Here is a 26,098-nt window from a genome sequence, read left to right as displayed (position 1 = left end):
AGTGTTTTAGTTACTATACCCACAATCGAGCTTAAGTAAATAAAAGTTACTTGCTTTTATCCATAAAATCATCCACTTGTGATAAAACGGCTAAGTACTCACGTTTGGCTTCTTTGTTTTGTTCTAATTTATCTAAGTCACCGATTAACGTTACTAATTGCGTATGTGAATAACTCGATGTTGTTCTAAACTCGTTCGACGCCCCCACACCACTGAGTCGTTTTCTTTCATCCATACGATGACTATCTTCATTTTTCTCGAGCCAAATATCATTTATAAGACGAATATTACTCTCACTGGTGGTGGTTTCTTTCAATTCTTTTTTTAGCTCGTATTGAGATATTTCGGGATTAAACTGATACACTTTTTTATCTACATCCACCTCATGAGCCTGATCAAGGGCAACCAATTCGTTATTTTTTACAGCGGTACCAATAGTGTAATTTTCTTGTTTGTCATAATAATCAGGAGGGATGTCAGAGCGGTTACCTTCTTCATAATTAAAACGCGTGCTCGCCGTTTTATCTTGAGTAACTCCAGTTAACCCTGCTGATTTTTGGTGTTCTGTATTTTGACTCAGCTTTGTGGTGCTTGTTGCTATGTAATCCCCCTGATCCATTGCAAAAGAGAATTTTGCATCAAAATCAGCTAACTTAGAAATACCATCACCTAAGGAATTTTTATTACTGCTTCCTAGCCCTTGGTAGCGCGGATCTTTGGTGATCATGTTGTCAACTAAATTAGCGACAAGCTCGCGTCCATTACTAAACTGCTTTGTAGCAACCGACTCAATTTCACTATAGCGCTCAGCGGCTGATGACATACTACTAAACGCACTTTTAAAAACAGCCAACCCTTGTTTCATCACTTCATCACTTTTGTGACCAAACGCAGAACGTGTACTTTTCTCAGAGCTATTGAGCTGGCTATCTTCTAAGCTTTTATCGAGCGCTTTTATGTATTGTTGCATTTGGCTTTTGTCTTGAGCGCCAATGGTTGACATATCAAGCGAAAAATCAATATTGTTTTGTCCGTTTACCGATTCGAACTCCAGTATTTGCTGCTCAGAACCCTCATCAAGGGTATAACTTAAATTAAGCTCATTATCTGTTCCGAGCAGTGCTCCATCAGCATCGCCAGTATTTCCCTCTGACGTTGAAAAGTACAAATCAAAACCCGAAAGTTCTTTGTTATCAAAATTGCTTAGAAAGCTTAAATCTAAATCAGCTTGGTTTGCGGGTACGTAACGACTGTAAGCGCTTTGTTTAGCCTTAAAAAATTCATCCGCCATTTCACCAACACCAGAAAGTACTTGCGTTAATGCTTGGTGTTCAGTCTCAGATAAGTCGCCATCTACTTCATAACTTATGCTAAATTCGTCAGTGGTTTCGCCTGTTTCCTCATCATAACCTTGCGCAGAATGAAAGGTGATTTTAATAACATCACCTTCTTTGGTTTTTACCGAAAGCTCAAACCCATAGTTATCATCGTCTTCAAATCGCTCGCGATTAAAGCTTTCCATGAAAGGGTTAAGTGAGCGTTCAACACGCTGTTGGCTAGATGCTAAAAATGTTTTTTGATTAAATCCCAGTTGCCCCAAGTTTGATAAAATATCGCTAGTGTTGGCATAAGCACCTTGGATATTTTTTACCGAAGAATTTAAGCGCTCAATTAACTGATCACTGCGTTCGTTTTTTAATAAGCCCTCTTGCTGAGAGCTTATTACCGTACGTAGTGCAACCTCTTCACTAGAGAGCTTATAATTTGAGCCACTGGGTGCGCTGGACATAGTAAGTAACGAGGATAATTGCTGATTAAGTATTTCATCGACTTGTTGGTCACTAAACTGACTGAGCATTTCATCAGTGATTGTTGCTGAGCTTGGCGCTAAGTGAGCACGCGATTGCAAACCTGTGGGAACACTGGTTTGGTTTGAATTATTGACCGATTGGGCAAGCAACGCATTTAAGTTAGCATAATTGCCTTGTAGTTTATTAACCATGATTATCCTTAATCTTCAGTACAATATAAGTACGGTATCGGCCAACGAATTAAAAGCTTTAATTATTTTTTTATTATTCAAATATAAAGTATTAACGCAAAAAACATTTTTTAAAAGTAATTAGCAGGTTTTGGCAAGCAGCGACTTTAATATGTCTGGTACAAATTTTCGCTGCGCGGTAATGGCATAGAAGTGCTCAAACGCATCGGGTAAACGCTGATATTCAACCAGTAGGCCTTGTTCAATTTCATCCTTTACTACAACTGATGGCAATACCGATAACGCACCACTATCACGGGCAAGTAATCGCAGCATAGCCATATCATCAGCCTCTGCTTTTATTTTTGGCTGATACTGCCAACGAGCACACAAAGCATTAAATGAGTCTCTAATAGCTGAGGTTTTAGCGGGTAACACCCACTGTGCATCCGTGTAACCTGCTGGAAATTGGCCACGTATTTTTTTATCAGCTGGACCCACTATGGCTAATGGCTGGCGAGATACCAACTGACTTTGCCAAAGCTGATCGTAGTGCTCAAGCCCGATGGGTTTATTAGTTAAAACTAAATCCAGTTCGTGTTCGGCCAAGCCATTTAACAGCCCATCCATACGCCCTGCAGTCAGCGAAAAGCGCACTTCGTCATTGCTCATTAAGGGATTTATAAACTCTTCGATAAAGTTACGCGAGAGCGTATTGAGTACCCCGATTGATAAATGCTGGGTTTGCGAAATCACTCCTTTATGAATAAAAGAAGATAACTCCTCACCTTTAGTAAATATATCGTTGGCGTACATTTGCACCCGCTTTCCCATATCGGTTAATGCGAGTGTGCGGCCTTTACGTTCAAATAACTCAATATTAATGGTGTGCTCTAATTGTTTTATTTGCGTAGAGAGCGCTGACTGTGACAAATGCAGCTCTTTCGCGGCTTGGGTTAAGTTACCAATACGAGCAACCGACCAAAAATAATATAAGTGATGATAATTTAAACGGCTCATTATTGTTCTCTTTTATAGAACGTTTATATGCATTATATCTATTTTTATTTAGTTATCTAGTTTGCCATACTTTGATCACTAAATAAGGAGCACTGAATGAGTGAGTATATTATTTCGTTGTTACTGCTAATAATGCCTTTGAGCACATTTATAGCAGCCTGGTTAATTGGCCAACAATCGCGCGCTTCAAATGGTCATGTGCTGTTTAAAGTAATGGTGTTTAATAGCATTGCATTTATAACAGCTATTACGCTTCATCAAATTTATGCTTTTAATTTACTCAGTTTCTTATCGCTGACCATGACCCGAATTATTATGCTGGGGCTTATATTATTTATCACGCTGATATTAATTCGCTTTTGTAAGCACTATATGCAAGGTGAGCCACGTGTAAACTACTTTTGGCGATGGCTACTACTTACCATCACTGCCGTATTAGTTGTGGTTATGAGCAACCACTTAGCGCTATTTTGGCTAGGCTGGGTGGCGATAAGTTTAGCACTACATAAACTATTAATGTTTTACCCTGAGCGCCCTCGAGCGGTGCTCGCCGCCCATAAAAAATTTATTGTGGCACGTGTTGCCGAATCCTTATTACTGATTGCATTTAGTATTTTGTGGTTCATTCACAATAGTCTGTACATAAGTGATATAACCGCCTTTTATAACACCACCACACAACCACTGTCTTTTGCAGAGCAAGTCGCCGCTTTTTTAATTGCCTTTGCGGCTTTAATAAAATGCGCTCAACTCCCAATACACGGCTGGCTAATTAAAGTGGTTGAAGTACCCACACCGGTGAGCGCTTTATTACATGCCGGAGTCATTAATTTAGGAGGCTTTTTATTAATTTTATTTGCGCCTTTGTTTATTCAAGCTAGCGCAGCACAATGGTTAATTTTAATTGTTGCTGGTTTAACTACAGTGATCAGCGCATTAATAATGACCACTAGAATAAGCGTTAAAGTTCGGCTTGCTTGGTCTACCAGTGCGCAAATGGGCTTAATGCTGGTAGAGTGTGCGCTGGGGTTATTTGAACTGGCTTTACTTCACCTTGTTACCCACTCAACTTATAAAGCTTTCGCATTTTTAAACTCAGGTAATGGCGTAAATGAAGATCTGATCCGCCGCCATATTCCAAAACAATCACCCGCATGCTTTGCTTGGTTAACAAGTGCGTTAATTTCAATAATAATAGTTGGCGCAGCATGGGTTATTAGCTCTTATCAGGGAGCGGTAAGTATTTGGTTGCTTTTAGCATCAGCATTAACCATTTTGCTTGCTAATCAGCATGGTACGGCTACGGCTAAAACACGCAGTAAAAAACTGTTAATTGCACTATTAGTGGTCTTTAGCTATGTGGCCGCTAAAAATATCTTTGCGTTTGGACTTCCCCTTGAGCAGTGGCGTGAACCTGCATTTAGCCTAGCCGACAGTTGGGTAATAGCTCTTATTTTAACCTTAATGATAGCAAGCTACTATTTGCGTTATCAGTCTTGGCGACCTCAGGTTAAGTCATTATCCACTTTATTATTTGCAGGCTTGTATTTGGATGAGTGGTTTACACGATTAACACTAAAAATATGGCCGATAAATTTGCCTAATAATGGCCACACTGATTTAAAAAATCATGCCGCTGGGATCACTATTGAGGAATCAAAATGAGCACTCTAACGCATTCAGATAATAGAGCACTCTCGCTAAGCGACAGTCAAAATAGCCTACTTAATAAAGTATGCGGTTACATAGCACCAAACTGGCCGTTAGATCAGATGATTGCAGTTAACCCATTTTGGGAAATGCGCCATATGCCAATTGAAGATGTAAGCGCACGACTGGATACCTTATGTAATGCCAACATGCTAATGCCTAAAGGTTTTTATCTGCAAAAATATAACACCGGCATAATTACCGACAAACACTTAGCCGATGCCGCAACGCTACTTAATAGTGACTTTAATAAAGAGCAACTATTACAAGCGCTTAGAGTTGATGTGCCATTAGTAGACTGGCACAACATTGCTGATTTACTCGACCAGCAACGTAATAAGCATAAAATGGCTTGGCATGATGAAATTACTCATCAGTTAAGTCAGTTTTGTGCTGCACATTATCAACAACTCGGCCCTATGCTGCATCGTAATGATACTAAAGCCCCATCTGAATTATATCGCCATTGGCTTACTGTTATTCAAGCTGATAAAGGCATTAGCATTGTTATGGATGAACGGCATTTAAATGGCTATTTTAAGCAATTACCCACATCCGCTGATGAACTAATTGCACTGACTCTTAAAACGCTTAACATAGATAATGACTCGTTAGAGTTATACGCGCACTCATTGCTCTTAGATATTAACGGTTGGGCATCGTGGCTTGCGTATTTACGTTTTCAAGGTCAGCTTTACGACACCCCAACAGATGAGATGAAGCAACTTCTAGCCATGCGCATGGCATGGGACTTAGTAATTTGGCAATACCTGACCGATCACGATAGTGCTACATTTAAACAACTGCAAAGCCAGTGGCAACAAGAAAAGGCGCTTGTTGTTGAGCGCTTACATGCACATAAATTAGCACAAAAGCCATTATGGGTGTGGGCAAAAGCAATGGAACTCAGCTTTCAATATCCGCTTAATGAGGCTCTGCAAACCGCGACAAAAGCCCCGGTGACAAACGCTCAATTACAAGCAGTGTTTTGTATTGATGTGCGCTCGGAAGTGATTCGCCGTGCGCTAGAGTCTCAAAGTCAACATATTGAAACGTTTGGCTTTGCCGGTTTTTTTGGTTTACCGCTGGAATATCAAGAAAATGGCAGTGCTATTACTCGCCCACAGCTCCCTGGGCTACTTAAACCGGCTATACATGCCACGCAAACTCACAAAGACGCGACACTTGAAGCATCACGCCAAAATAGTGCCACATGGCAAAGCTGGTCAAAATCGGCCCCTTCATCGTTTTCTATGGTTGAGTCAGCAGGTTGGCTATACGCATTTAAACTAATAAAAAATACCTTTTTATCTAAAGGCGATGCTAAAAAGTGCACCCCAACTGACTGGCAATTAACACAAAACCAGCAGCAACTTACCCTAAAAGACAAAACCGATTTAGCCCAAAAAGTGCTTACTACTTTAGGTATAAAAGCGTTGGCACCACAGGTAATGTTAGTGGGTCACGCTAGCCATACAACCAATAACTTACACAGCGCAGGCCTAGATTGCGGCGCCTGTGGCGGACAAAGTGGTGAAGTAAATGTACGAGTACTCGCAAGCCTACTTAACGATGCTCAAGTACGTCAAGCGCTTAAAACTCGGGGACTCACACTGTCAGAAAACACCCAGTTTATTGCAGCCATTCATAATACAACCACAGATGTGATAACCACCTATGATGCTCAACTGGATGATAATCTAAAAAAATGGCTCAGTGTGGCAACACAAACAGCTCAGCGCGAACGTTTAGTTAATATAGAGCCAAAGCTGATTGATAAATCAGCGGATGAAATTAATCACGCTTATCATCAACGCGCCCGCGATTGGTCGCAGGTGCGCCCTGAATGGGGACTTGCAAATAATGCCGCCTTTATTGTCGCGCCGCGCTCATGGACGCGAAGTATTAACTTACAGGGGCGCTGTTTTTTACACGATTATGATTGGGAAAGCGATGGCGACTTTGCGATATTAGAGCTTATTATGACTGCGCCTATGATAGTCACCCATTGGATCAATAGCCAATATAATGCCTCGGTTAACGATAATCACAAATACGGCAGTGGTAATAAAATACTTCACAATGCGGTGGGCGGTAATATTGGCTTATTTGAAGGTAACGGTGGCGACCTGCGCATAGGCTTAGCCATGCAATCGCTACACAATGGCGATAAATGGATGCACGAACCTATTCGCCTTAATGTATATATTGCTGCGCCACAATCAGCAATCGCAGCAATTTATAACAAGCATACTATGGTGAAGGAACTAATTGATAACCACTGGCTAACACTCATTCGTTGGGGCGATGACAACACCCTAGAGCGCTTTGAAAACGGGCACTTCACTACAATTGCCCCCTCTAAATAGCGAGCATGATAAATGTTAAATGCCGTCATAGCCACTAAACATAAAAAAGCACCTCTGATCGCCCCTGCATTAAAGCCACTTGGCTATAATGTGGTAACAACCAGTCTATTTGATACCGACACGCTAGGGATGTTTACTAATGAAGTGCAGCGTGATTGCAGCGCCCAAATAGCGGCATTAACAAAAGCTCAACGCGCATGTGAACTCACTGGCGAGCAATTTGGACTTGGTAGTGAAGGCAGCTTTGGAGGTGGGCCATACCCTGGGTTAATGAACTGGGATGAAGAAGTAATTTGTTTTTACGATAAACGCACAGGCATCGCTATTTATGGACGCGCTGGCGGGCCTTTTTCACCCAGCAGCTTAACCATCAACAGCGAGACCAATATTGAATCAATCATTGCTGCATGCCAGCGCTATAAAGAGCAACACTGGATACTTGATGACACTCAAACACTTTATAAAGGACTAAGCTTTGAAAACTTGGTTGCTTTATTTAAAGAAAAAGTGCCCAAAGCCGGCATAATCACACCTGATTTAAGAGCCATGTATAGTGGGCAACGCCAAGCTATTATTTGCCTTGCTGCCGAGGACTTAGCAAGGCGGTTGGCATCAAAATGCCCACAATGCCAGAGTGCTAACTTTGTTGCCAAACAGCTCACGAAAGGCTTGCCCTGTGAGCTATGTAACATGCCCACACAACAAGTAAAATCAACAACCTCTTTGTGTGATTGCTGCGGCTATAACCATATTGAAGCGAATGAAAAACACGTTGCTGATGCAACATATTGCCAGTTTTGTAATCCTTAAGAGTTATTATGACATCATTACAACCAACTCAATTATTAAATACTGAAGAGCGTATTAACCAAGCCGTTGCATTATTAAAAGCCGGCGAATGCGTCGCTTTACCCACAGAAACTGTTTATGGTCTAGCTGCAGATGCGACTAACAGTGATGCCGTAGCGAAAATATTTACCGCGAAAGGACGCCCAACAAATCACCCGCTCATTGTGCATATTCCCAATCAGTCGCATCTACACAATTGGGCAAAAAATGTAAATAAGGCAGCCATCACACTTGCTGATGCATTTTGGCCAGGCCCACTCACCCTAATTTTAAATGCTAAAAATGATTTAAACAGTCCGGTAACAGGCGGTTTGCCCACCATTGGGCTTCGCGTGCCTGCGCATCCAGAGTTTTTAGCGGTATTAAAGCAATTAAATACCGGTCTTGCAGCTCCCTCAGCTAATCGCTACAAGCAATTGAGCCCAATCAGTGCAGCTCATGTAATGCGCGATTTGAATGGTCGAATTAGTGGGGTATTACAAGGAGGTGAATGTAATGTAGGTATTGAATCGACCATTGTCGATGCAAGCTCACAGCAGTTACGCATATTACGCCCAGGACCAATTTCAGCAGCTGATATTTTGCAAAAAACTGGACTGCATGTCAGCACGCCACATTCACATAACGAAGTGGTACCGGGTAATGTAAAAGCGCATTATCAGCCTAATGCCCCTGCCATGTTGGCTAATACTGAAGATTTCGCTAAAATTTTGAGTGAAAACTCTCAGGGTAAAAGTCACTATTTAATCTATTCGACTCAAGTGCAACAGCAATTATTAGCGGGCGACATTCCATCCGAACGTATTACTAAGCTAAGTAGTTGCCCTATTGAATACGCTAAAAATATGTATAAAGCACTGCATCTTATTGATGAGAAAACACCATTGAATATTTATATCGAAAAACCGCCAGTAGGCAGTGAGTGGGCTGCAGTGAATGACCGACTTAGTCGCGCGGCTACTAGTTAGCTTGCAGGTATTCAATTACAGAGGTCGCATTCACAGGTTTGTAAAAGTAATAACCCTGAAAACGTTTACAGCCAATATCCACTAACATATCAAATTGTGCCTGCTCTTCCACGCCTTCAGCGATAACACTTAAGTTATGGCTGTTGGCAATGGCGATAATACTTTGCACCATACTGTTAGACTTAGGGTCTATTAAAATATCATCTACAAAGCTTTTATCTATTTTCAGTTCATCTATGGGTAAGCGCCTTAATAAACTCAGTGATGAATAACCTGTACCAAAATCATCCATCGAGAAGCGTATCCCTCTAGATTTTAAGCTATTTATCGTATCAATCACATGCTCAAGGTTATCCATAAACAGTGACTCTGTAATTTCTAAGATTATACTTTGCGGGGCAACATTATGGATTTCTATGCTTTGCAATAATGTTGTAATGAAAGCACTGCTTTGAAATTGCATCACTGAAATGTTGATTGCTAATTCAAGAGGGGTATCGCTGTGTTGTTGCATCTTTGCAAATTCACTAATAGAACGCGCTAAAACAAAGTCACCTATTTTAAATATTAAATCACTTTGTTCTGCAATAGCAATAAACTCGGCAGGTGAAACCATACCCAACTCACCGTCATGCCAACGAATAAGTGCTTCCATAGCATGGATTTTTCCCTGTTCATTCACTTGGCACTGATAGACCATAGAGAATGATTGTTCACTTAGCGCTACATTTAATCGCTCTTCTACTTTTAAACGGCGCAAATAAGCTTGTTTTATATCTGCATGGTAATGGCACAGCCATTGCCCTGTATCTTTTGCCCATTGATTAGCCAAATGCGCACTGCGGACCAGCTTACTTTTGGTTATGCCATGCTCTGGGTAGTTGGCCACACCAACACTCATATTTAAAGGACGTTCGGTATTTTTGGTTTCATATTGTTCAATAGAAGATGCTAATATTTGTTCAAAAGTGTGCCTATTTTGCTCATCCGATAAATGCGGCGTAATAATGCAAAACTCATTACCACTGTTTCTAAAAACTAGGTATGGAGCTGCGAATGTCGCTTGCAACATTGCGGCATAGGCTTTAATTGCCTTATCGCCATACTCCATACCAAAGCGATTATTCATCGAGCGTAAATTGGTAATGTTTATAATTGCTAAGCTAAACGATGTCACTTTTTTTGCTTCAAAGCTATCACGCAGTGCTTTTCGATTGGGTAACTTTGTTAAATCGTCGTTCCGAGAAAGGTAAAACAGTTCATCAATCCGTTTTTGCTCAGCACGAGCAATAAATCTAAAACCAAAATATAAGAGCGTACAAATCAGTAAATAAATGAAAGAATACCAACAGACCTTCCAATAAAATACACTTTTTATTGGCTGCATCGCTCTGTTTGAGAGTGTCCATAACTGATAGCGATTATCAAATTTTGCAGATGTTAAATAAGGCTTACCACCTAAATGTGTATCAATACTAAACACCTCTTCTGAGGATTTAAATATTTCTTTATCCTTGCCCGTTTGCTTTATCAAAGCATTATCAGATAACCCTAATGCCTGCTTAATTTTGGTTTTTGTATAGCTAGCTATATCTGCATCTTTTACGGAACTGTATTGAATAAAACCATCGACTTCTCTTGCTAGCATTATGTAATCGTCACTATTACTTTGCAAAATATTGAGGTATTTAGCGCCTCTTGATACCGCCATCCCTGCAGTCATTACAGCAATCACAGTGCCACTTTTGTCTCGTAATGACTTCCTTATAGGAATAACCCATTCTTGTAACGATTGATTAAAATAAGTTTGCCCTAACACCATTTTGTCTGAGCTAAGGGTTTGTGAAAAACTTTGGCGGGTTTTTTCATTTTCTTTCAGATTAATCATTGTTGAGGCATTTAAATTTGAGCTGTAGTAAATAATTTCCCCTTGGGGATTAAACAGTCCAAAGCCTAATAACACGGGGTTTTCTAGTAAAATATTGTCGAGAAGTTTAATTGTTGATGTTTTTTCGGTTAAGTTATTGTTTGAAAGGATGTCTCTGCCAATTAAATCCAGCATGAGTTCTTTATTTCTAAGGGTGCTTTTAAGTGCTTGCGCAGAAAATTCGACACGGTTTTGGGAGCTTGTGCGGTATTCTTTTTCGATATTTCGCCATTCATAAGCCAACAAAACGCTTAATAGGACTAGACCGCCCAATAGCAAAAAACAAAAGAGTTTCCATAAATTATTTTTTATTAGTGCCATCTAATTTCTCACAACCCGTTTGGTAGTGTGTTATGTATTTGGGCCCTTAAATGCACTTTATGGCTAGCTTGGTTTTTTTTCAAGCTATTTTATTGCAAAGTTGAGAAAAACACATAAAAAAACGCCCATTATTTAACACTAAAAATAAAATAAATTAACAATAAAGTTGGTAAGTGTTTTATTTTATTGTTAAGACAAGGCTCGTATACATTTGAACCCGGTAAACTGTATTTACGTTTATCGCAGAGGTTATTGAGCGACTATTATAGTTTATTTATTAAATATAATATTGATTTAAAACAATAGCTTTAGTTATAAACTGCAAGTCAAATTAACCCTTGCATCAAGCGCTTTAGTTTAGTCATAATTTTGCAATAATCATCAGCGATAATAGCTGCATTATTAGTCAACAAAGCTTTATAAGACCCTCATGAGCGAATCTATGGTGCAATTAACCTTTGCACTACCGTCATTTGAAGATCCAATGTCTGCGGCATTAAGCCACAGCATGGAATTTGAAACGCTGTCATTGCATGCTAATAGCCAGCATCAAATTGCTTTGCAATGCGTTTTGCCTGAAGCGGCCCATGAAGGTGATATTATTTCGCTGAGCGCAACTTTACCAAATGCACGAGCAGCTCAGTACTACACAGAAAAAAAGCTCAATCAATTTGATTTAGAACAGGGACGGGTCACGCTTAGGTTGAACCAAATAGCGCATAGTCGTGGTTTTGTAATGCAAATGATTTTGCACGGTAAACACGGCACGTTAAAGAATAGCTTGCAGTTCGATATGCATATTAACCAATTTGGTAGTGGATATACTATACCAGTAACTTCGATTACCCCACCAAAGCCGCACCGCGTTCGTCAGTACCTCGCCAGTATGGGAACAGCTTTAATCTCACTTTTTTAGCTCTTGTTATAAATTTTACCATTAAGCTTTAATTAGTTAATCAGCAAAGCTCACTTTACCCATAGTAATATCTAAAATTCCACCTCTTTTATTTTCAGCACTTTGTCGCTGCCCTGCTAAACATTCGTTTGCCAAAATAGCAAACAGCACCGCCTCTTTGGCATCAGGGTGAACACCCAAATCATCAGTATTCTTAAACGCCTTAATATTTGGGCAGTGTATTAGTAATTGCTCCATCAATAATGGATTATGAATACCTCCACCACTGGCATATACCACACAGTTTTGAACCCCTTTAGCACAGTCATTTAACGCCCTAGCAATTGTAGTCGCAGAGAGCGTATTTAAAGTCGCCAACACATCTTCATGGCTTAAATCTTGGGTTGCGGTTTGGGCTTGGGCTGCGCGTAATAAGGCTAAATTAAACACCTCTGGCCCTGTTGTTTTAGGTAGTGGTAATTTAAAAAACGCATTATCGCTGAGCGATTTAAGCAGCTTTACATTCACCTTGCCTGCTTTGGCAAGCTTTGCGCCCTCATCATAATGCATTCCTTTAAGGTAATACTGTACGTAGGCATCCATAATGGTGTTACCTGGGCCTATGTCACTACTAAACACGCTACTAGCATCACCGCTTTTAGGTAAAAACGTTAAATTAGCAATGCCACCCATGTTTAATAAAATGCGGTTTTCATCAGGGCTGGCAAAAAATAAATAATCGCCATACACGGCCAGCGGCGCACCTTCTCCACCAGCGGCAATATGCTTTTGCCTAAAATCGCCAACAGTGGTAATGCCTGTAGTAACGGCTATTTGGTCACTATCACCTATTTGCAAGGTGCCATGTTTAAAGTCATGATGGTTATGCTGCGACTGCGGACAGTGATAAATAGTTTGCCCGTGGCTTGCAATGGCATCAATACTCGCAGGATCAATTCCCCATGCAATTAAACACTGATTAACCATCTCGCCATGGAGTTTGCCCACCCAAGGATGTAATAAAGTCAGCACTTCTAAATCGCATTCGCGCTTAGCAAATACCTGCTTTATTTTAGTTTTATATTCGTCGTTATACTCAACCGTAGTAAAATTTAACACCTCTATTTGTGTATGCAAACCTGCACCGGTTATTTTACATAGCGCTACATCTAAACCATCCAAAGAGGTGCCACTCATTAATCCAATAATTAAACGGCTGGGCTTTTTAGCGCTATTATAAAGGGCTTCGATATGAGGATGCATAGAGACTCTGTCTGGGTGTTTTTTTACATTTTAAAAGAGTTTTAAGCAAAGTTATACCTGTATACACTTTAATTTTAATGAATTGTTTTTCATTGTTTAAGCGTTTAAAGCTTGCTAAGTTATTGGCTGATAATAACAAACTCATTTGTAGCATGATCACTTTACGAGCATTTAAACAACACGATACCTGCCAAATAGTCACCATTTTGAACGATCAACAAGTAGCTCGCTATTTGTCCTCTAAAATTCCATTTCCTTATACTCAAGCAGATGCAAACTGGTGGGTAAACGAAGGAGCAAAATGTGGCATCATTAAAGCTATTGAAGTTGATGGCCTATGTGTTGGTTGTATTGGTGTTATCCCTGGTGAGTTTGAGTATAGCCGCAGTGGCGAAATAGGTTATTGGCTTAGTCAGCAATATTGGGGGCAAGGTATTATTACCCAAGCCATAGAGTTGATTACTAAAGAAGTGTTTGAAAGTACTAACTTAAACCGTATTCATGCGGCTGTATTTGCTGGTAATGTTGGCTCAATGAGCGCGTTGCTTAAAAATGGCTTTAATAACGAAGCTATTCTAAAGAAAGCAATTTATAAAAATGGTCACTATTTAGATAGCCATGTATTTAGTGTGCTAAAACAGAGTAATTGTTCTAATTAAATTCTTTCGACGGTTGAATTAACCACCTCTCGCCCAAAGCTCGTGTATCAAGGTACAAATCTTTTCTACCTATCCGCGCATTATTGTTGAGCAATGTATAGTTTTAAAGCTTAAACATTCGGTATATAGGTCGTTTTTTCACTCTATCATGGAGATTTTTATGTCCACAACCAGTCGTCAATTTACTTTAGCATCACGCCCACATGGCGCTCCTACCAATGAAAATTTTGAACTTAAAAACGTAGAGTTACCATCATTAAAAGATGGTGAAGTATTGCTGCGTACTATTTATTTATCACTAGACCCTTATATGCGTGGCCGCATGAGCGATGCTAAATCGTATGCCGACCCTGTAGAAATTGGTGATGTAATGGTTGGTGCAACGGTTTGCCAAGTCGAATCATCTAAAAATGATAAGTTTAGCGAAGGCGAATGGGTATTAGCATATACAGGCTGGCAAACTTACGCTATCTCAAATGGCGAGGGCTTAATGTCATTAGGTAAAGAGCCAACTAATCCGTCTTACGCACTTGGTATTATGGGTATGCCTGGCTTTACCGCCTACATGGGATTATTAGATATTGGCGCACCTAAAGCGGGTGAAACCGTTGTTGTTGCAGCAGCTACAGGCCCAGTAGGCGCAACGGTTGGTCAAGTAGCTAAAATTAAAGGCTGTAAAGTAGTAGGCGTTGCCGGAGGCTGCGAAAAATGTGCGCATGCTGTTGAAAATCTAGGCTTTGATGCCTGTATTGACCATAAAGCGGATGACTTTGCCGAGCAGTTAGAAAAAGCATGTGAGCAAGGCATTGATGTTTATTATGAAAATGTGGGCGGAAAAGTGTTTGATGCCGTATTACCTTTGCTTAATACCTCAGCACGCGTGCCTATCTGTGGTTTGGTATCGCAATATAATGCCACCAGCTTGCCTGAAGGCCCAGATAGATTAGGTATGCTAATGGGACAATTGTTAACTAAGCGTATTAAAATGCAGGGCTTTATAATTTTTGATGACTATGGCGATCGTTATGACGAATTTGCACAAGACATGCAAACGTGGCTACAAGACGGAAAAGTTCAATACCGCGAACATCTTGTAGATGGTTTCGAAAAAACCATCAGCGCATTTAACGACATGATCAGCGGGAAGAACTTTGGTAAAACCGTAGTAAAGATTAACAGCCCACTATAATAACATTCAGGCTGTGTTGTAATTCAACACAGCTCAATAAGGAAGAAAATGATTAAACTACACCACTTAAACAAGTCTCGTTCTAAACGTATTATTTGGTTATTAGAAGAGCTTGAGGTTGATTACGAAATTGTTGCTTATCAGCGCAATACTGAAACTTTTTTAGCCCCTGATGAGCTTAAAAATGTGCATCCGCTGGGCAAATCGCCAGTTATAGAAGATGATGGCTTAGTGATCGCCGAGTCTGGCGCTATCACAGATTACCTGATCACTAAATATGGCAAAGGTAAGTTTGCACCAGTCACAGGTACTGCAGAATTTGTAGACTATCAACAATGGCTTCACTTTGCAGAAAGCTCTGCAATTTTACCATTATTGCTAAAAATGTTTGTCCAGAAAGATGGTGCTAAAACGCAATTTTTAGAGGGCTATGCCGATGCTGAAACCGCTAAAGTAATTAGCTACTTTAACAGCCGCCTTGAAGGCAAACGTTATTTAGTGGGCGATACTCTCACTGGTGCCGATTTTATGATGTCGTTTATCGTTGAAATCGTTAAAAACGCTGGCCAACTAGGGCACTTTAAAAACCTAGTTAAATACGATGAGCAATTACAATCTCACGAAAAGTTTCATACTGCCAACGAGCTTGAAGCTAAATACGATTAATTTTATGTTCGCTTTGATTGTGGCTAACGCAATCAGAGCGACAATCTCGTTACTCAGGCCTGTCTAAATAAATTTGTTTAAACGCATTAAAATTCAATTCAAATAATTCAACCAACGTCGGATCGAAATGATTACCTGCGCCTTTAATTATTTCCGCCTTTGCTTCATCCATGCTCCAAGGCTCTTTATAACAACGACGACAACATAACGCATCAAATACATCAGCAATCGCAGTAATTCGCCCCTCTAAACTGATCTCTTGCTGTTTTTTTGCGTGTGGATAACCAGCTCCATCCCAACGTTCGTGATGATCAATTGCAATGTTAGCAGCCATATCAATTACAGGATTAGCTGTTCCTTTGAGGATTTCCCAGCCTTTGGTGGTGTGCTGTTTCATAATTTCCCATTCATCAGCATCCAATTTAGCTGGCTTATTTAAAATTAAATCTGGAACTCCCACCTTTCCTACATCGTGTAACTGTGCTGCTAAACTAATTTTATCGCAATATGATTGATTTTGATTATTTAGCTGCGCTAATAGTTTTGCATATAAACCAACCCTGATTACATGTGAGCCGGTTTCTTTGGAGCGTGACTCCATCGCTCCTCCCATCAGTGAAATAGCCAGTTGCTGGGTTTCTTCAATTGAATTAGCTAGTAAGAGGCTTTCAAAGGTCAGTACTACATTACCCAAAAATAAATCTACTAGCTGTTGAGCTTCTTTTTTTACCGGCTGCAGCGACTGAAACGCTAAGATGGAATCTAAACCTTTTTGCGAATGATGAAAATAAACATAATGATCTTCTGCTATAAAATTCTGCTTAGTTTGCTTTGCCCTTAAAAAATACTCTTGATGTTTTTGTGGAATACTGTCAATTCCATTGCCCGTGAATAAATGTATGCCAGAAAGCTCTCCCTCAATCATCTGCAGCTTTTCATCTAACTGGCAAATACCAAAGACCTTAGGCGCATCAATATACAAATTGGCGGAGCTCATATTCAGTACTAGTTTTAGCTCTTCCATTACAACAGAGGTAAACTCAACCAAGTCACCAATTTGGGTAATAGTAGAAATTGCTATTATTAGCCTTTTTAAGTTGTGCCGATGGTTTTGTAGCATACAAATATCGCGATAGGCGCGCAAAGAGGTATAAAAAATCAATTCAAGATCTTGGCTTTGCAGTTGGCTCTTCGCTTTATAACCATCAATATCATAATCGCGAATAACACTGCGCTCTGGCGCAACCCCTGGCTGACCTGTGCGTAAAATAATTCGGCTATATACATTTTGTAAGTCTTGGCGAACAAATCGTGCAAAATCTAATCCTGCATGCTCAGTTTCCATTACTACATCTAATAAAATTAATGCATAGCGCTCTGAGCTTTGTAGTTTCTCTCTGGCCTCTGCCGCACTGTAGACACTATGTAATTCAATAGGTCGTTGCTCAAATTCAAAGCGCTTCATTGCAAGTTGAGTTACTTGATGTACAGATTCATCATCATCAACCACTAAGATTTTCCATGGTTCAACATACTTGCTGTCGACCGCTTGTTTTACAACTTCATCATCTTGTAACCAATCCATAAACACACTCTACTAGTTATTAATTCGGTAGCGTTAAGGGGAATTGAATAAAAAAATAAACTCCCGTTGATTGTTTTTCCTTTATAAAAATTTGCCCCTTTAGGCGATGTACAACAAGGTTGTACACAATGTTCATTCCTAAACCACTGCCACCACCTGCTCTATTTGTGGTATAAAAAGGATCAAATACTTTTTTTTCTGCCTCTTCAGTCATGCCTCTTCCGTTATCTTGATAATGAATGCAAACAGAATCTGAGTAGTCTATATGAACACTTATTTGCCCTTTTTGGCTGCCATTTTTAAAACCATGAATAATTGAATTCATTACTAAATTAGTGAAGATTTGTGCTAAAGCACCAGGATCAGAATACACTTCAGGCTCAGGTTCTTTCGCACTAATAGTAATGTCAACGGGTGTTGCTTTGAGGGTATGGTAAAGGCTTTTTTGCACCTCATTTAAATAACTACTTATATATAAATTACGTAATTCTTCGGTTGTTTGATCAACCGCAACACGTTTAAAACTGCTTATTAAACCTGCAGCGCGCTGCATATTTTTTAGTAAAATGTCACAACTTAAATCAACTTCACTAATAAACTCGCTAAACTGCGTTTTACTCAAGGAGCCAGAAGCCACCTTATTTTTAGTTTCAATCAGCATTTCTCTTAAATGCGACGTCGCAGTTACGCAAACACCTAGCGGCGTATTCACCTCATGGGCTACACCACTAACTAAACTTCCAAGTGACGACATTTTTTCTGCTTCAACAAGCTCCTGCTGAGTGCGACGAAGCTCTATGGTTTGCTCAACTAGAGCCTGCTCTGCCTCGTGGCGTTTACTCGACATTAAATTAATAGAATCACTTAAACGATCATAAGGACCGCGCTTTGAAACTGTTTTAGAAAAATCACCTGCTGCAATCGCAGAGCAAACCTGATCAATATCTTTACTGGCTTTAATTAAGCGCTCAAAACTTCTAAACATAGTGCCAAGCTCATCATTTTGAGTCATATATTTTTGAACATGAATGGATAAATCGCCATTAGCTAACTGTTCAACAGATTTAATGGCAATATTAATACGCTTAGTTGTTCGGTTAATAAAATACCAAAAGAGTAAAAAAACCAGTAATACACTTGCAAAAGCCGCTGCCAATAATGGTTTAAATTGCGCTTGAATAGGCCCAATAATATCGGCTTCAGAGCGGCGCACTATCACTGTCCAATTGCCAGTGGCAACCTTGGCTTTATCAAAATAGAAAACCCCGGAATCAAAAGGGTCGTTCGCAGATAGTATCTCTCTTTCTTGCCCCTGTAACTTTAGCTGTTTGGCTATACTTGCGTAATCTGTATCTAAAATGGCCTTCGTTTTTAATCCTGAATGATTTAATGTCGTTGCAATCACGTTGTCGCGTTGACTGAGTAACAAAACATCTATTTTTAATTGCTGCTTTATGGTTTGCAAGAATTCAGTGATGTCAGCGAGCGCTCTATCTACGCTTGCCATACCGACAAATTTATCATTAATGATAATGGGCGAACTTTGTTCAACCAGCATTCTTCCCTCGTAAACATAGGGCTCAGTGATCATCGTCTCTGTATTGCCATCACGTAAAAACTGTTGGCGTACTCCCTCATAATAAAGACTAGATTCCATGTCCACCAAGGGCTCAAGTAACAAGCGTTCAGAATCATTAAAGTCACGGTGCCAATAAGGTAAAAAACGACCGGTTTGATTTACATAAACGCCTTCTTTTAATGACGGAGCATTAATATAGGCTTGATCTTGATTATCGGCATTAGGCTCATAACCAAAAGAAGCCCCCACGAATGAAGGATTCATTTTAAGCACTGCACGAACAAAATTAATACTTGCCTCTCTATCACCAAACAACCCATTTTGCTGTGCTAAGGCCATAATTTCGGTAGTGCGTACTGCCAATTGCGTCTCTTCATTTACTTTTGCAGCAATAGTATCGGCGGTCTGACTCAAGTTAAGCTTTGCTTGCATAACAGCCTGATTAAGGCTGGTTGAATACCAGTAACTCAAAATACCCGCGATGATGAGCATAACGGGCAATGCCAAATACAGCAGCATTTTTCCTTGCAAAGAATGTATGAGTGTTAGTCGCATAATTTTAGGCTTAAACAAGCAAGCCAATGTCCTGAGGATTTGAAGTAGTAAGCTTAAAAATTAGACTATAAAAACTTTCTAGGCAAATGAATTGTGTAGAAATAAGTGTGAAAGCAGGGTATTAAAATACCAGCTGCCTAGTAGATAAGATTGTTAAATAGGGTATGGTTTAAAGACAAAAACACTCTACAAAACTTTTATTTTTAATCGGCCAATCGATAACCCACAGCTGGTTCAGTTAAGATATATTTTGGACTAGCGGGGTTAGCCTCTAATTTTTGTCTGAGCTGTGCCACATGGACTCGTACGTATTCAGGACGGTCTATGTACTGCGCTCCCCAAATATGGCTTAAGATTGCATTATGGGTGAGTACTGTATTTTTATTTTGAAACAGTAATAATAATATTGCGTACTCTTTTTTAGTGAGTTTTATCTCATTTCCAGAAGAGGTTACTCTGTGCTTTTGTGGATCTATTTTTATATTTCCGCAGGTAAATGCCACACTCGGCTGGCTTTGGGTACGTAATAAAACCCGAATCCGGGCTAGCAACTCATTGGCGCTAAACGGTTTGGTAATATAGTCATTTGCTCCATTATCAAGCGCTGTGACTTTTTCTACTTCGCCATCTCGAGCCGATAGCACTAAAACAGGTAAGGCACTCCATTGTCGAAATTCAACTAACCAGTCTTGACCATCCATATCTAGCAGGCCTAAGTCTAACAATACAAGATCGTAACTTTGCTCACTTAAACGTGCAAAACCATCTAACCCTTTATCACAAATACTTAGCTCGTAACCACTGGCTTGCAACAAGGTTTTTAAAAAGCTTTGTAGAGGGGGAGAATCTTCTAATATCAAGATTTTAGTCATTACTTTTTTCCCAGATTAACTTTGCGTGCGCCATATTTGCTTCGTTATTAATTGTTAATGTAAATGTGCCCTGGTGAAATTTAGCAACCACATCACAAATAATGCTGCCTAACCCAACGCCTTCATCGTTACTTGTTTGCCCTTTAATTACCAAGTTATTAGTTAGAAGTAACTGATAAACTACCTTTTGCTGATTAGTACTTTGCGTAAATTCAACGCTCACCTTTTTATCACCATAACGCCATGCATTTTCGAGCATATTAGCCAGCGCAATTTCTAACAAAGTCACATCCCCTTTGCATGTTGTCTGAGCGTCTATATTGGTATTTATGATAAAATCAGTGAGTTGCTGCTGTCTTCTAGCTTTAGCTTCACTAAGTAGTGCTTGTAAGTTTATTGTTTGCCAACTTAGATTTTCACCCATTTTATTAACTCGGCTTAACTCCATTACTTTATCAAAGTGCTCATTTAGTATTTTACTTTGCTCATAAATATTACTCGCTTGCTCTTTTATCACGCTTTCACTGAGGGTAATCTCATCATCTGCAAGCATGCTCGATGCGCCCATAATAGTCGCCAGTGGTGTGCGTAAATCGTGAGACAAACTGCGTAAAAGTGCATTTTTAGCGCGCTCTAATTCCGCTTGCACCGAAATAGCAGCCGACTGTTGGCGTAATAACGTTTTTTCATGTACCTGATAAAGAAGCGAAATAGCGGTGTCCGCAAAGGATTTTTGCCCTTGCGTTAACCGTTTAGTAAAATTAAACCCGCCCCAGCTAGGGTTAACTTCACTAAGCAATATAAACTCACTATTGCCCTGCGATGCTGCAGGTATAAATGTACAAGATGCGTTTAAATGCTTGCTGATCCGCTGCACAAAGTACTTTTTTTGTTCATCCAGCGTATCTAGGCTGTTTAAGTCTTTGGCCAGTTCGTACAAGGTGCGACTATTACTTGCATGTAATTGCACATCCCTAACTTTAGTACTGAGCTCCCCTGCCAATTGGCTGATCACAAAACCAACAATCAGCATAACCATAAAGGTTACTAAATATTCTATGTTTTCAATATGAAAAGTAAAATTTGGGGCAACAAAGAACCAATCTGTACACGCCACACTCACTAAGGTGGTCAGTATGGCAAGACGACGATTACTGCGCACAGCAACCCAAGTCACCCACAATAACTGAAGCATCACGATATCGGTGGTAGTAAACCAATTACGTACAGGGTAAATGGCAATAACCACAATTAATGGCATTATTACTGCCAAAAACAATGCGTTATACCAAGGTGGTTTAGCCTCTGCCTGATTCATTAATTATTCCTCTAACATTTGAGAACCTAGATTACTGCCTTTTCGATATTGCCTCTATAAAGTTTTTATAAAGTTTTTTATCTGATTCGTTAAATCTTTATAAAGCTTTTAACGCCTACCTACATTGTTACTTTAATAACTCATATTCTAACTTCAGCAGAAGGAGTAATACGTATGTTGGGTTGGATAAAAATAGTGATGCTTACAGCCTATGTATTAACTGTTTATTGACCAAATGAACTTTATCACTTCTCTCTTTTAACTTTAATTTAGGTATCAACATGGCACATTTTACAGTGATCGGATTGGGTCGATTTGGCATTGCAGCAAGCCTTGAGTTAATTCATTTAGGGCATACAGTCACTGGGGTTGATAGTAACCCTAAACTAGCTGAAAAATATGTTGATCATTTATCAGAAACCGTTGTTTGCGACTCCACTGATGAAACCGCACTTAAAGAGCTTGATTTAGCGAGCAGTCAGGCCGTTTTAGTGGCAATAGGAGAAGACATGCAATCGAGCATTCTGTGCACCCTTGCATTAAAAAACCTAGCTGTTAAGCAAATATGGGTAAAAGCGAGCACTAAAGCCCATCACACAATTATTTCTAAATTAGGTGTAACACGCATTATTCATCCTGAAGAAGAAATGGGCGTGCGCGTTGCACAAGCGCTTAATTACCCTGTAGTGAATGACTATATTTCCCTAGGCAATGGCATATACGTTGTTGAAGTAAGTATAAAAGCGCACTTACATAAAACAAAACTAGGGCATTTACTAAAAGAAATAAAAGGCACTGTAGACCCATTATTGGTTAAGCGCGCCAAGCAAACGTTTGTCAAACTTGATGACGACTTTGAGTTACTTACCTACGACACTTTACTGTTATCAGGTAATCGAGTCGAACTAAACTATCTTGCACCAAGGCTTTTATAATTATGGTTTTATGGCACCCTCTCAAAACACCTATAGATCGAAAAGCCAATGGACATAAAAAACTCAATGCGGCTCCACCGCTTGTTCTCTGCTGTAGTTTTTTAATATTAATAACGCTAGGGGCATTGGCTTTAAAACTGCCTTTTGCAACCTATGAGCCTATTTCATGGATACAAAGTGCGTTTACAGCAACCTCTGCGGTGACTGTAACTGGACTGGTTGTCGTCGATACCGGTTCAGTGTTTACTCCTTTTGGACAAGGCGTTATTGCGCTATTAATTCAACTAGGCGGTCTAGGTTTAATGACCTTTGCGGTTGTAACTTTAATGGCACTGGGTAATAAAGTTGGCTTTATTCAAAAAACAGTGACTAAAGCTGCTTTTAATCAAACAGATACATCTACTTTGGTAAATACCGCTAAGTCTGTTTTGCTGTTTGCGCTAATCGTTGAATCTGTAGGCATTATTATTTTAACGCTGTATTGGCTACCCGAAATGGGCTTACAAAAAAGCTTTTTTCATGCACTTTTTTATACTATTAGCGCTTTTAACAATGCAGGGTTTGCATTAAGTCCTAACAGCTTAATGCAGTATGTAGAAGACCCCGTTGTGAATTTAACAATTACCTGTTTGTTTATTATTGGTGGCCTTGGCTTTACCGTATTAACAGATTTATATAAGTCAAAGCGTTGGGCTAAGCTCAGTCCCTACAGTAAATTAATGCTGATCAGCACTGTTATTATTAACGTTATTGCATTGTTGCTTATTTACGTAATTGAATACGATAATCCAAAAACACTGCAGCCGTTATCTGAAGTAGGTAAATGGCTAGCAGCTTGGTTTCAAGCCGTTACTCCCCGTACTGCGGGGTTTAATACCATTGCTATTGAAGAATTAAAAAATGCCAGTACCGCTTTAACTATGATGCTTATGTTTATCGGTGGCGGCTCTTTGAGTACAGCAAGTGGCATAAAGGTCGTTACATTTATCGTTTTAATACTAGCAACCTATAGCTACTTAAGACGTGACAAAGGCGTCACCGTGTTACGCCGAGAAATAGACAAAGATTCAGTGTATAAAGCATTAGCCTTAACCGTTATTTCAGCGGGAGTCACTTGGTTGGCTATTTTTACATTACTGGTCGTTGAAGATGCACCTTTTTTAGATGTTGCTTTTGAAGCGGTATCGGCACTGGGTACTGTAGGGCTTTCACGCGGTTTAACGTCATCGTTATCACCGCTGGGGGAGTTTATCATTATGTTTTTAATGTTTATGGGCAGAATAGGCCCGCTCACTCTCGCCTACTTTTTAGCAAGTCCACGCACTAAAAAACTAAGATACCCAAGCGCGCAACTCTCTATTGGGTAACAACACTAACGCGGGTTAATCAGCCCGCATTTTAAATACCCGCTAAATTACGTTCGGTAATACATTCATCTGACGCCATTTCAAATTCTCGACATGTTAACGGGCGATTTTCATAAATAGTACACATTAGCGTGTTGCGATCGAGTGCTTGGCACCAACCATCGTCGCCGCGCTTCATGACTTCACTGCCCCATTTGTCGTAATCAATATACTGAAAAGGGACACCGGTATCACTAACAATACGCACTTCTAATTGGCAACAACACGCTTGGCAGTTAGCACAAGTGACTGGTTGGGTATTGATATTTTCAACAGCAATGATTGAGTTTGACATAAAGACTTTTGATAAATGGTATACAACCTATAGGATACACGAGCGAAGCAATGGTGACAGTAAAATAACTGTCAGATTTTAAATATCGTCATAATGTAATTAACCAATGACTAAAAAAGCGTGCTGGTTAATCAGCACGCTTATTAGTTGTAGATTAAAAAGTGAAAACCACTTTAACGTTATCCGATACTGCTGATGAAGAAACAAAGCCAATGGTGTCAGGGTTCGCTGCGACCATTTTGATTACTTCACTGTCATTTTCTAACTCTTTAGGCGGTGTGCCCTTTCCTGTAAAAATCAGTTTTGACCAGTACGCTTTTAACTGAGAAGACGTTTTATTGAGTAATTTACTATTAAACTGCTCGGTTGCAGCACTGCTTGGTTCTTGAGATATTGGAATGATCTTATTGCCATTGCTAAATGACTTTTCTTTTCCTGTATAAATTCGACTAATAACAGACTCATCAAAACTACTTTCATTTGAAGGATGCACGATAATAGCAAATTCTGCATAGGCGAAGTTAGTAAACAAGAATATTACACATAATATTAATTTTTTCATTTTACTTCTCCTTAAAATACAACATCGACACCAAGGGTGATTGCTTTACTATCACCGGCCACAGCTAAATCAAACGAGTCATCTTTGACTCTATCGTATTGCACTTTAAATGCAGCTGACGGATGAAAGTCCCACCTAACACCAACAGCAAATGTATTATGCTGCTCTGTATCACCCTCACCTTCTTGTTCAAAGTCTGAAAACATGACATAGGGTGTAATTGAATCAAAACGATAGCCCGCACTGATCATATAAGTATCGAGATTACCATCTAGGTCTAAGCGGTTCAGTTCACTTAAAACAAAAAAATCACCAAAATCAAGGTTTGCAGCTAAGCCATAAAATTTACCATCTCTGCTGTCTTTACCATCCCACAAAACGGGTTCACCCGCGCGAAAACGCTTGTTGGTATATTGCATGTGGGTCACTCTTAGTTCGAGCCAGTCACGATTAAGTAACAGTACGCCGCCTAACATATCTTCCCAAATTTCTCTTGTCGGCTCTTGAAAGAAGAAGTCTGACAACAGCTTGTTATCGTCATCATCTTCTTTACCGGTATAAATGTTCGCGGATACTCCCCAGTCACCTACAGAGCCTGAGTAAAGTAAATTAACCCCCTCGTAGTTAAATACTTGCCATGTATAATTGTCAGCAGGGGCCCGCATCCATACATATGCATAACCTACATCGAAAAAGTCTGAGTAGTAAAATAGTGGTAAACGCTTCTTACCAGCTTGAACAGTCCAATTATCGTTAATATCGTAAGAAATATAAGCCCATTCAAAATTTGCCTCAAAGTCGTTAACTCCTCTGGCAACTAGCTGACCAGTTACAGAAAGGCCTTCACCTAAGTCCCCTGATACCTGTAATCCAATCAAAGACTCTGGCGAAAAGGATAAATCTTCAGTGTAGGCACTTACATTTGGATAGTCCGCTAGAAAGGTTGGTTCAACGCCATATTGCGGTACACCGGTGCCACTAAGCACTTTACCCGCATTAATACTCGCGAAACCTGAAATATTAATTTCAGCATAACTACTTGCTGATACAAATACCCCCAATAGTATAATTTTTTGCAGTTTCATTGATCACCTCATTATTATAATGGCCGTCATAGCCAAATTGAGTATAGTAAAGCGAGAAAAAGAAACAAAAAATTAACACTTTTTATTTT

At 39.7% G+C, this 26,098-nt stretch carries 21 protein-coding genes; 10 read left to right on the top strand and 11 right to left on the bottom strand.

The annotated features are described in order from the left end of the window. Window positions 1–46 precede the first annotated feature (46 nt). Window positions 47–2,002: a hypothetical protein gene (locus CWB75_RS02855; protein WP_138569838.1), complete on the bottom strand. Its 1,956-nt coding sequence runs from the start codon at window positions 2,000–2,002 to the stop codon at window positions 47–49. 120 nt (window positions 2,003–2,122) lie between these two features. Further along, complete coding sequence (locus CWB75_RS02850; protein WP_010389453.1) at window positions 2,123–3,001, bottom strand: LysR family transcriptional regulator; 879 nt, start codon at window positions 2,999–3,001, stop codon at window positions 2,123–2,125. Between the two features lie 96 nt (window positions 3,002–3,097). Here CWB75_RS02850 and CWB75_RS02845 point away from each other — a divergent pair, with 96 nt between their 5' ends. From CWB75_RS02845 to CWB75_RS02830, 4 genes are read left to right on the top strand one after another with little or no spacing between them, the layout of a single operon-like run. Continuing rightward, a complete protein-coding gene (locus tag CWB75_RS02845; protein ID WP_138569837.1) occupies window positions 3,098–4,666 on the top strand; it encodes an NADH-quinone oxidoreductase subunit L in 1,569 nt (522 codons plus the stop codon). Continuing rightward, a complete protein-coding gene (locus CWB75_RS02840; RefSeq protein ID WP_138569836.1) occupies window positions 4,663–7,080 on the top strand; it encodes a YbcC family protein in 2,418 nt (805 codons plus the stop codon). The genes CWB75_RS02845 and CWB75_RS02840 overlap by 4 nt, the downstream gene beginning before the upstream one ends. 12 nt (window positions 7,081–7,092) lie before the next feature. Continuing rightward, entirely contained in the window at window positions 7,093–7,890 is a 798-nt protein-coding gene (locus CWB75_RS02835; RefSeq protein ID WP_138569835.1) for a DUF6671 family protein, read from the top strand. Between the two features lie 8 nt (window positions 7,891–7,898). Further along, window positions 7,899–8,897, top strand: coding sequence for an L-threonylcarbamoyladenylate synthase (locus tag CWB75_RS02830; RefSeq protein WP_138569834.1), 999 nt, complete (start codon window positions 7,899–7,901; stop codon window positions 8,895–8,897). Here CWB75_RS02830 and CWB75_RS02825 read toward each other — a convergent pair. Next, the gene (locus CWB75_RS02825; RefSeq protein WP_249362295.1) at window positions 8,890–11,067 is read right to left on the bottom strand and encodes a bifunctional diguanylate cyclase/phosphodiesterase; all 2,178 of its coding nucleotides are present in this window, start codon (window positions 11,065–11,067) and stop codon (window positions 8,890–8,892) included. The two genes, CWB75_RS02830 and CWB75_RS02825, sit on opposite strands and share 8 nt — an antisense overlap. A 508-nt stretch (window positions 11,068–11,575) precedes the next feature. Between CWB75_RS02825 and CWB75_RS02820 the strand changes: the two genes are divergently transcribed. Continuing rightward, window positions 11,576–12,061 carry a hypothetical protein gene (locus tag CWB75_RS02820; protein WP_008114385.1) on the top strand — a complete coding sequence of 162 codons (486 nt, stop codon included), beginning with the start codon at window positions 11,576–11,578 and terminating at the stop codon, window positions 12,059–12,061. A gap of 36 nt (window positions 12,062–12,097) precedes the next feature. On the opposite strand, the gene CWB75_RS02815 is transcribed toward CWB75_RS02820, so the two are convergent. After that, window positions 12,098–13,303, bottom strand: coding sequence for an anhydro-N-acetylmuramic acid kinase (locus tag CWB75_RS02815; RefSeq protein WP_138569832.1), 1,206 nt, complete (start codon window positions 13,301–13,303; stop codon window positions 12,098–12,100). A 152-nt stretch (window positions 13,304–13,455) separates the two neighbouring features. Between CWB75_RS02815 and CWB75_RS02810 the strand changes: the two genes are divergently transcribed. The 3 genes from CWB75_RS02810 (at window position 13,456) to CWB75_RS02800 (ending at window position 15,817) form a co-directional block, all read left to right on the top strand. Continuing rightward, the gene (locus tag CWB75_RS02810) at window positions 13,456–13,962 is read left to right on the top strand and encodes a GNAT family N-acetyltransferase (protein ID WP_055011550.1); all 507 of its coding nucleotides are present in this window, start codon (window positions 13,456–13,458) and stop codon (window positions 13,960–13,962) included. A gap of 160 nt (window positions 13,963–14,122) precedes the next feature. Beyond that, on the top strand, window positions 14,123–15,151 hold the full coding sequence (curA, locus tag CWB75_RS02805; protein WP_138569831.1) for an NADPH-dependent curcumin/dihydrocurcumin reductase: 1,029 nt from the start codon (window positions 14,123–14,125) through the stop codon (window positions 15,149–15,151). Between the two features lie 48 nt (window positions 15,152–15,199). Then, window positions 15,200–15,817, top strand: coding sequence for a glutathione S-transferase family protein (locus CWB75_RS02800; protein WP_138569830.1), 618 nt, complete (start codon window positions 15,200–15,202; stop codon window positions 15,815–15,817). 49 nt (window positions 15,818–15,866) lie between these two features. Here CWB75_RS02800 and CWB75_RS02795 read toward each other — a convergent pair whose 3' ends face one another. The 4 genes from CWB75_RS02795 to CWB75_RS02780 form a co-directional block, all read right to left on the bottom strand. After that, window positions 15,867–17,402 carry an HD domain-containing phosphohydrolase gene (locus tag CWB75_RS02795; RefSeq protein ID WP_138569829.1) on the bottom strand — a complete coding sequence of 512 codons (1,536 nt, stop codon included), beginning with the start codon at window positions 17,400–17,402 and terminating at the stop codon, window positions 15,867–15,869. Window positions 17,403–17,421: 19 nt separating this feature from the next. Further along, window positions 17,422–19,536, bottom strand: a complete 2,115-nt coding sequence (locus CWB75_RS02790; RefSeq protein WP_241773566.1) for an ATP-binding protein — start codon at window positions 19,534–19,536, stop codon at window positions 17,422–17,424. Window positions 19,537–19,739: 203 nt separating this feature from the next. Beyond that, complete coding sequence (locus CWB75_RS02785) at window positions 19,740–20,408, bottom strand: response regulator (protein WP_109875080.1); 669 nt, start codon at window positions 20,406–20,408, stop codon at window positions 19,740–19,742. Continuing rightward, window positions 20,401–21,726 carry a DUF4118 domain-containing protein gene (locus CWB75_RS02780; RefSeq protein WP_138569828.1) on the bottom strand — a complete coding sequence of 442 codons (1,326 nt, stop codon included), beginning with the start codon at window positions 21,724–21,726 and terminating at the stop codon, window positions 20,401–20,403. Before CWB75_RS02780 ends, CWB75_RS02785 begins: the two co-directional genes overlap by 8 nt. 281 nt (window positions 21,727–22,007) lie before the next feature. Between CWB75_RS02780 and CWB75_RS02775 the strand changes: the two genes are divergently transcribed. Beyond that, window positions 22,008–22,661 (top strand): potassium channel family protein, encoded by a 654-nt coding sequence (locus CWB75_RS02775; protein WP_138569827.1) that lies wholly within the window; start codon window positions 22,008–22,010, stop codon window positions 22,659–22,661. Between the two features lie 2 nt (window positions 22,662–22,663). After that, entirely contained in the window at window positions 22,664–24,028 is a 1,365-nt protein-coding gene (locus CWB75_RS02770) for a TrkH family potassium uptake protein (RefSeq protein ID WP_138569826.1), read from the top strand. Window positions 24,029–24,059: 31 nt separating this feature from the next. On the opposite strand, the gene CWB75_RS02765 is transcribed toward CWB75_RS02770, so the two are convergent. The 3 genes from CWB75_RS02765 to CWB75_RS02755 all read right to left on the bottom strand — a co-directional run bounded on the left by CWB75_RS02765 (window position 24,060) and on the right by CWB75_RS02755 (window position 26,009). Beyond that, window positions 24,060–24,362 carry a YkgJ family cysteine cluster protein gene (locus CWB75_RS02765; protein WP_075170060.1) on the bottom strand — a complete coding sequence of 101 codons (303 nt, stop codon included), beginning with the start codon at window positions 24,360–24,362 and terminating at the stop codon, window positions 24,060–24,062. A gap of 154 nt (window positions 24,363–24,516) precedes the next feature. After that, complete coding sequence (locus CWB75_RS02760; protein WP_075170061.1) at window positions 24,517–24,924, bottom strand: substrate-binding domain-containing protein; 408 nt, start codon at window positions 24,922–24,924, stop codon at window positions 24,517–24,519. A gap of 11 nt (window positions 24,925–24,935) precedes the next feature. Next, entirely contained in the window at window positions 24,936–26,009 is a 1,074-nt protein-coding gene (locus tag CWB75_RS02755) for a porin (protein WP_010389486.1), read from the bottom strand. Window positions 26,010–26,098 lie beyond the last annotated feature (89 nt).

This window comes from Pseudoalteromonas sp. S1608, assembly GCF_005887265.1.
GTDB classification, from domain to species: domain Bacteria; phylum Pseudomonadota; class Gammaproteobacteria; order Enterobacterales; family Alteromonadaceae; genus Pseudoalteromonas; species Pseudoalteromonas undina.
The sequence above is the reverse complement of the archived record's forward strand: the minus strand, read 5'-3'. Positions and strand labels throughout refer to the sequence as shown.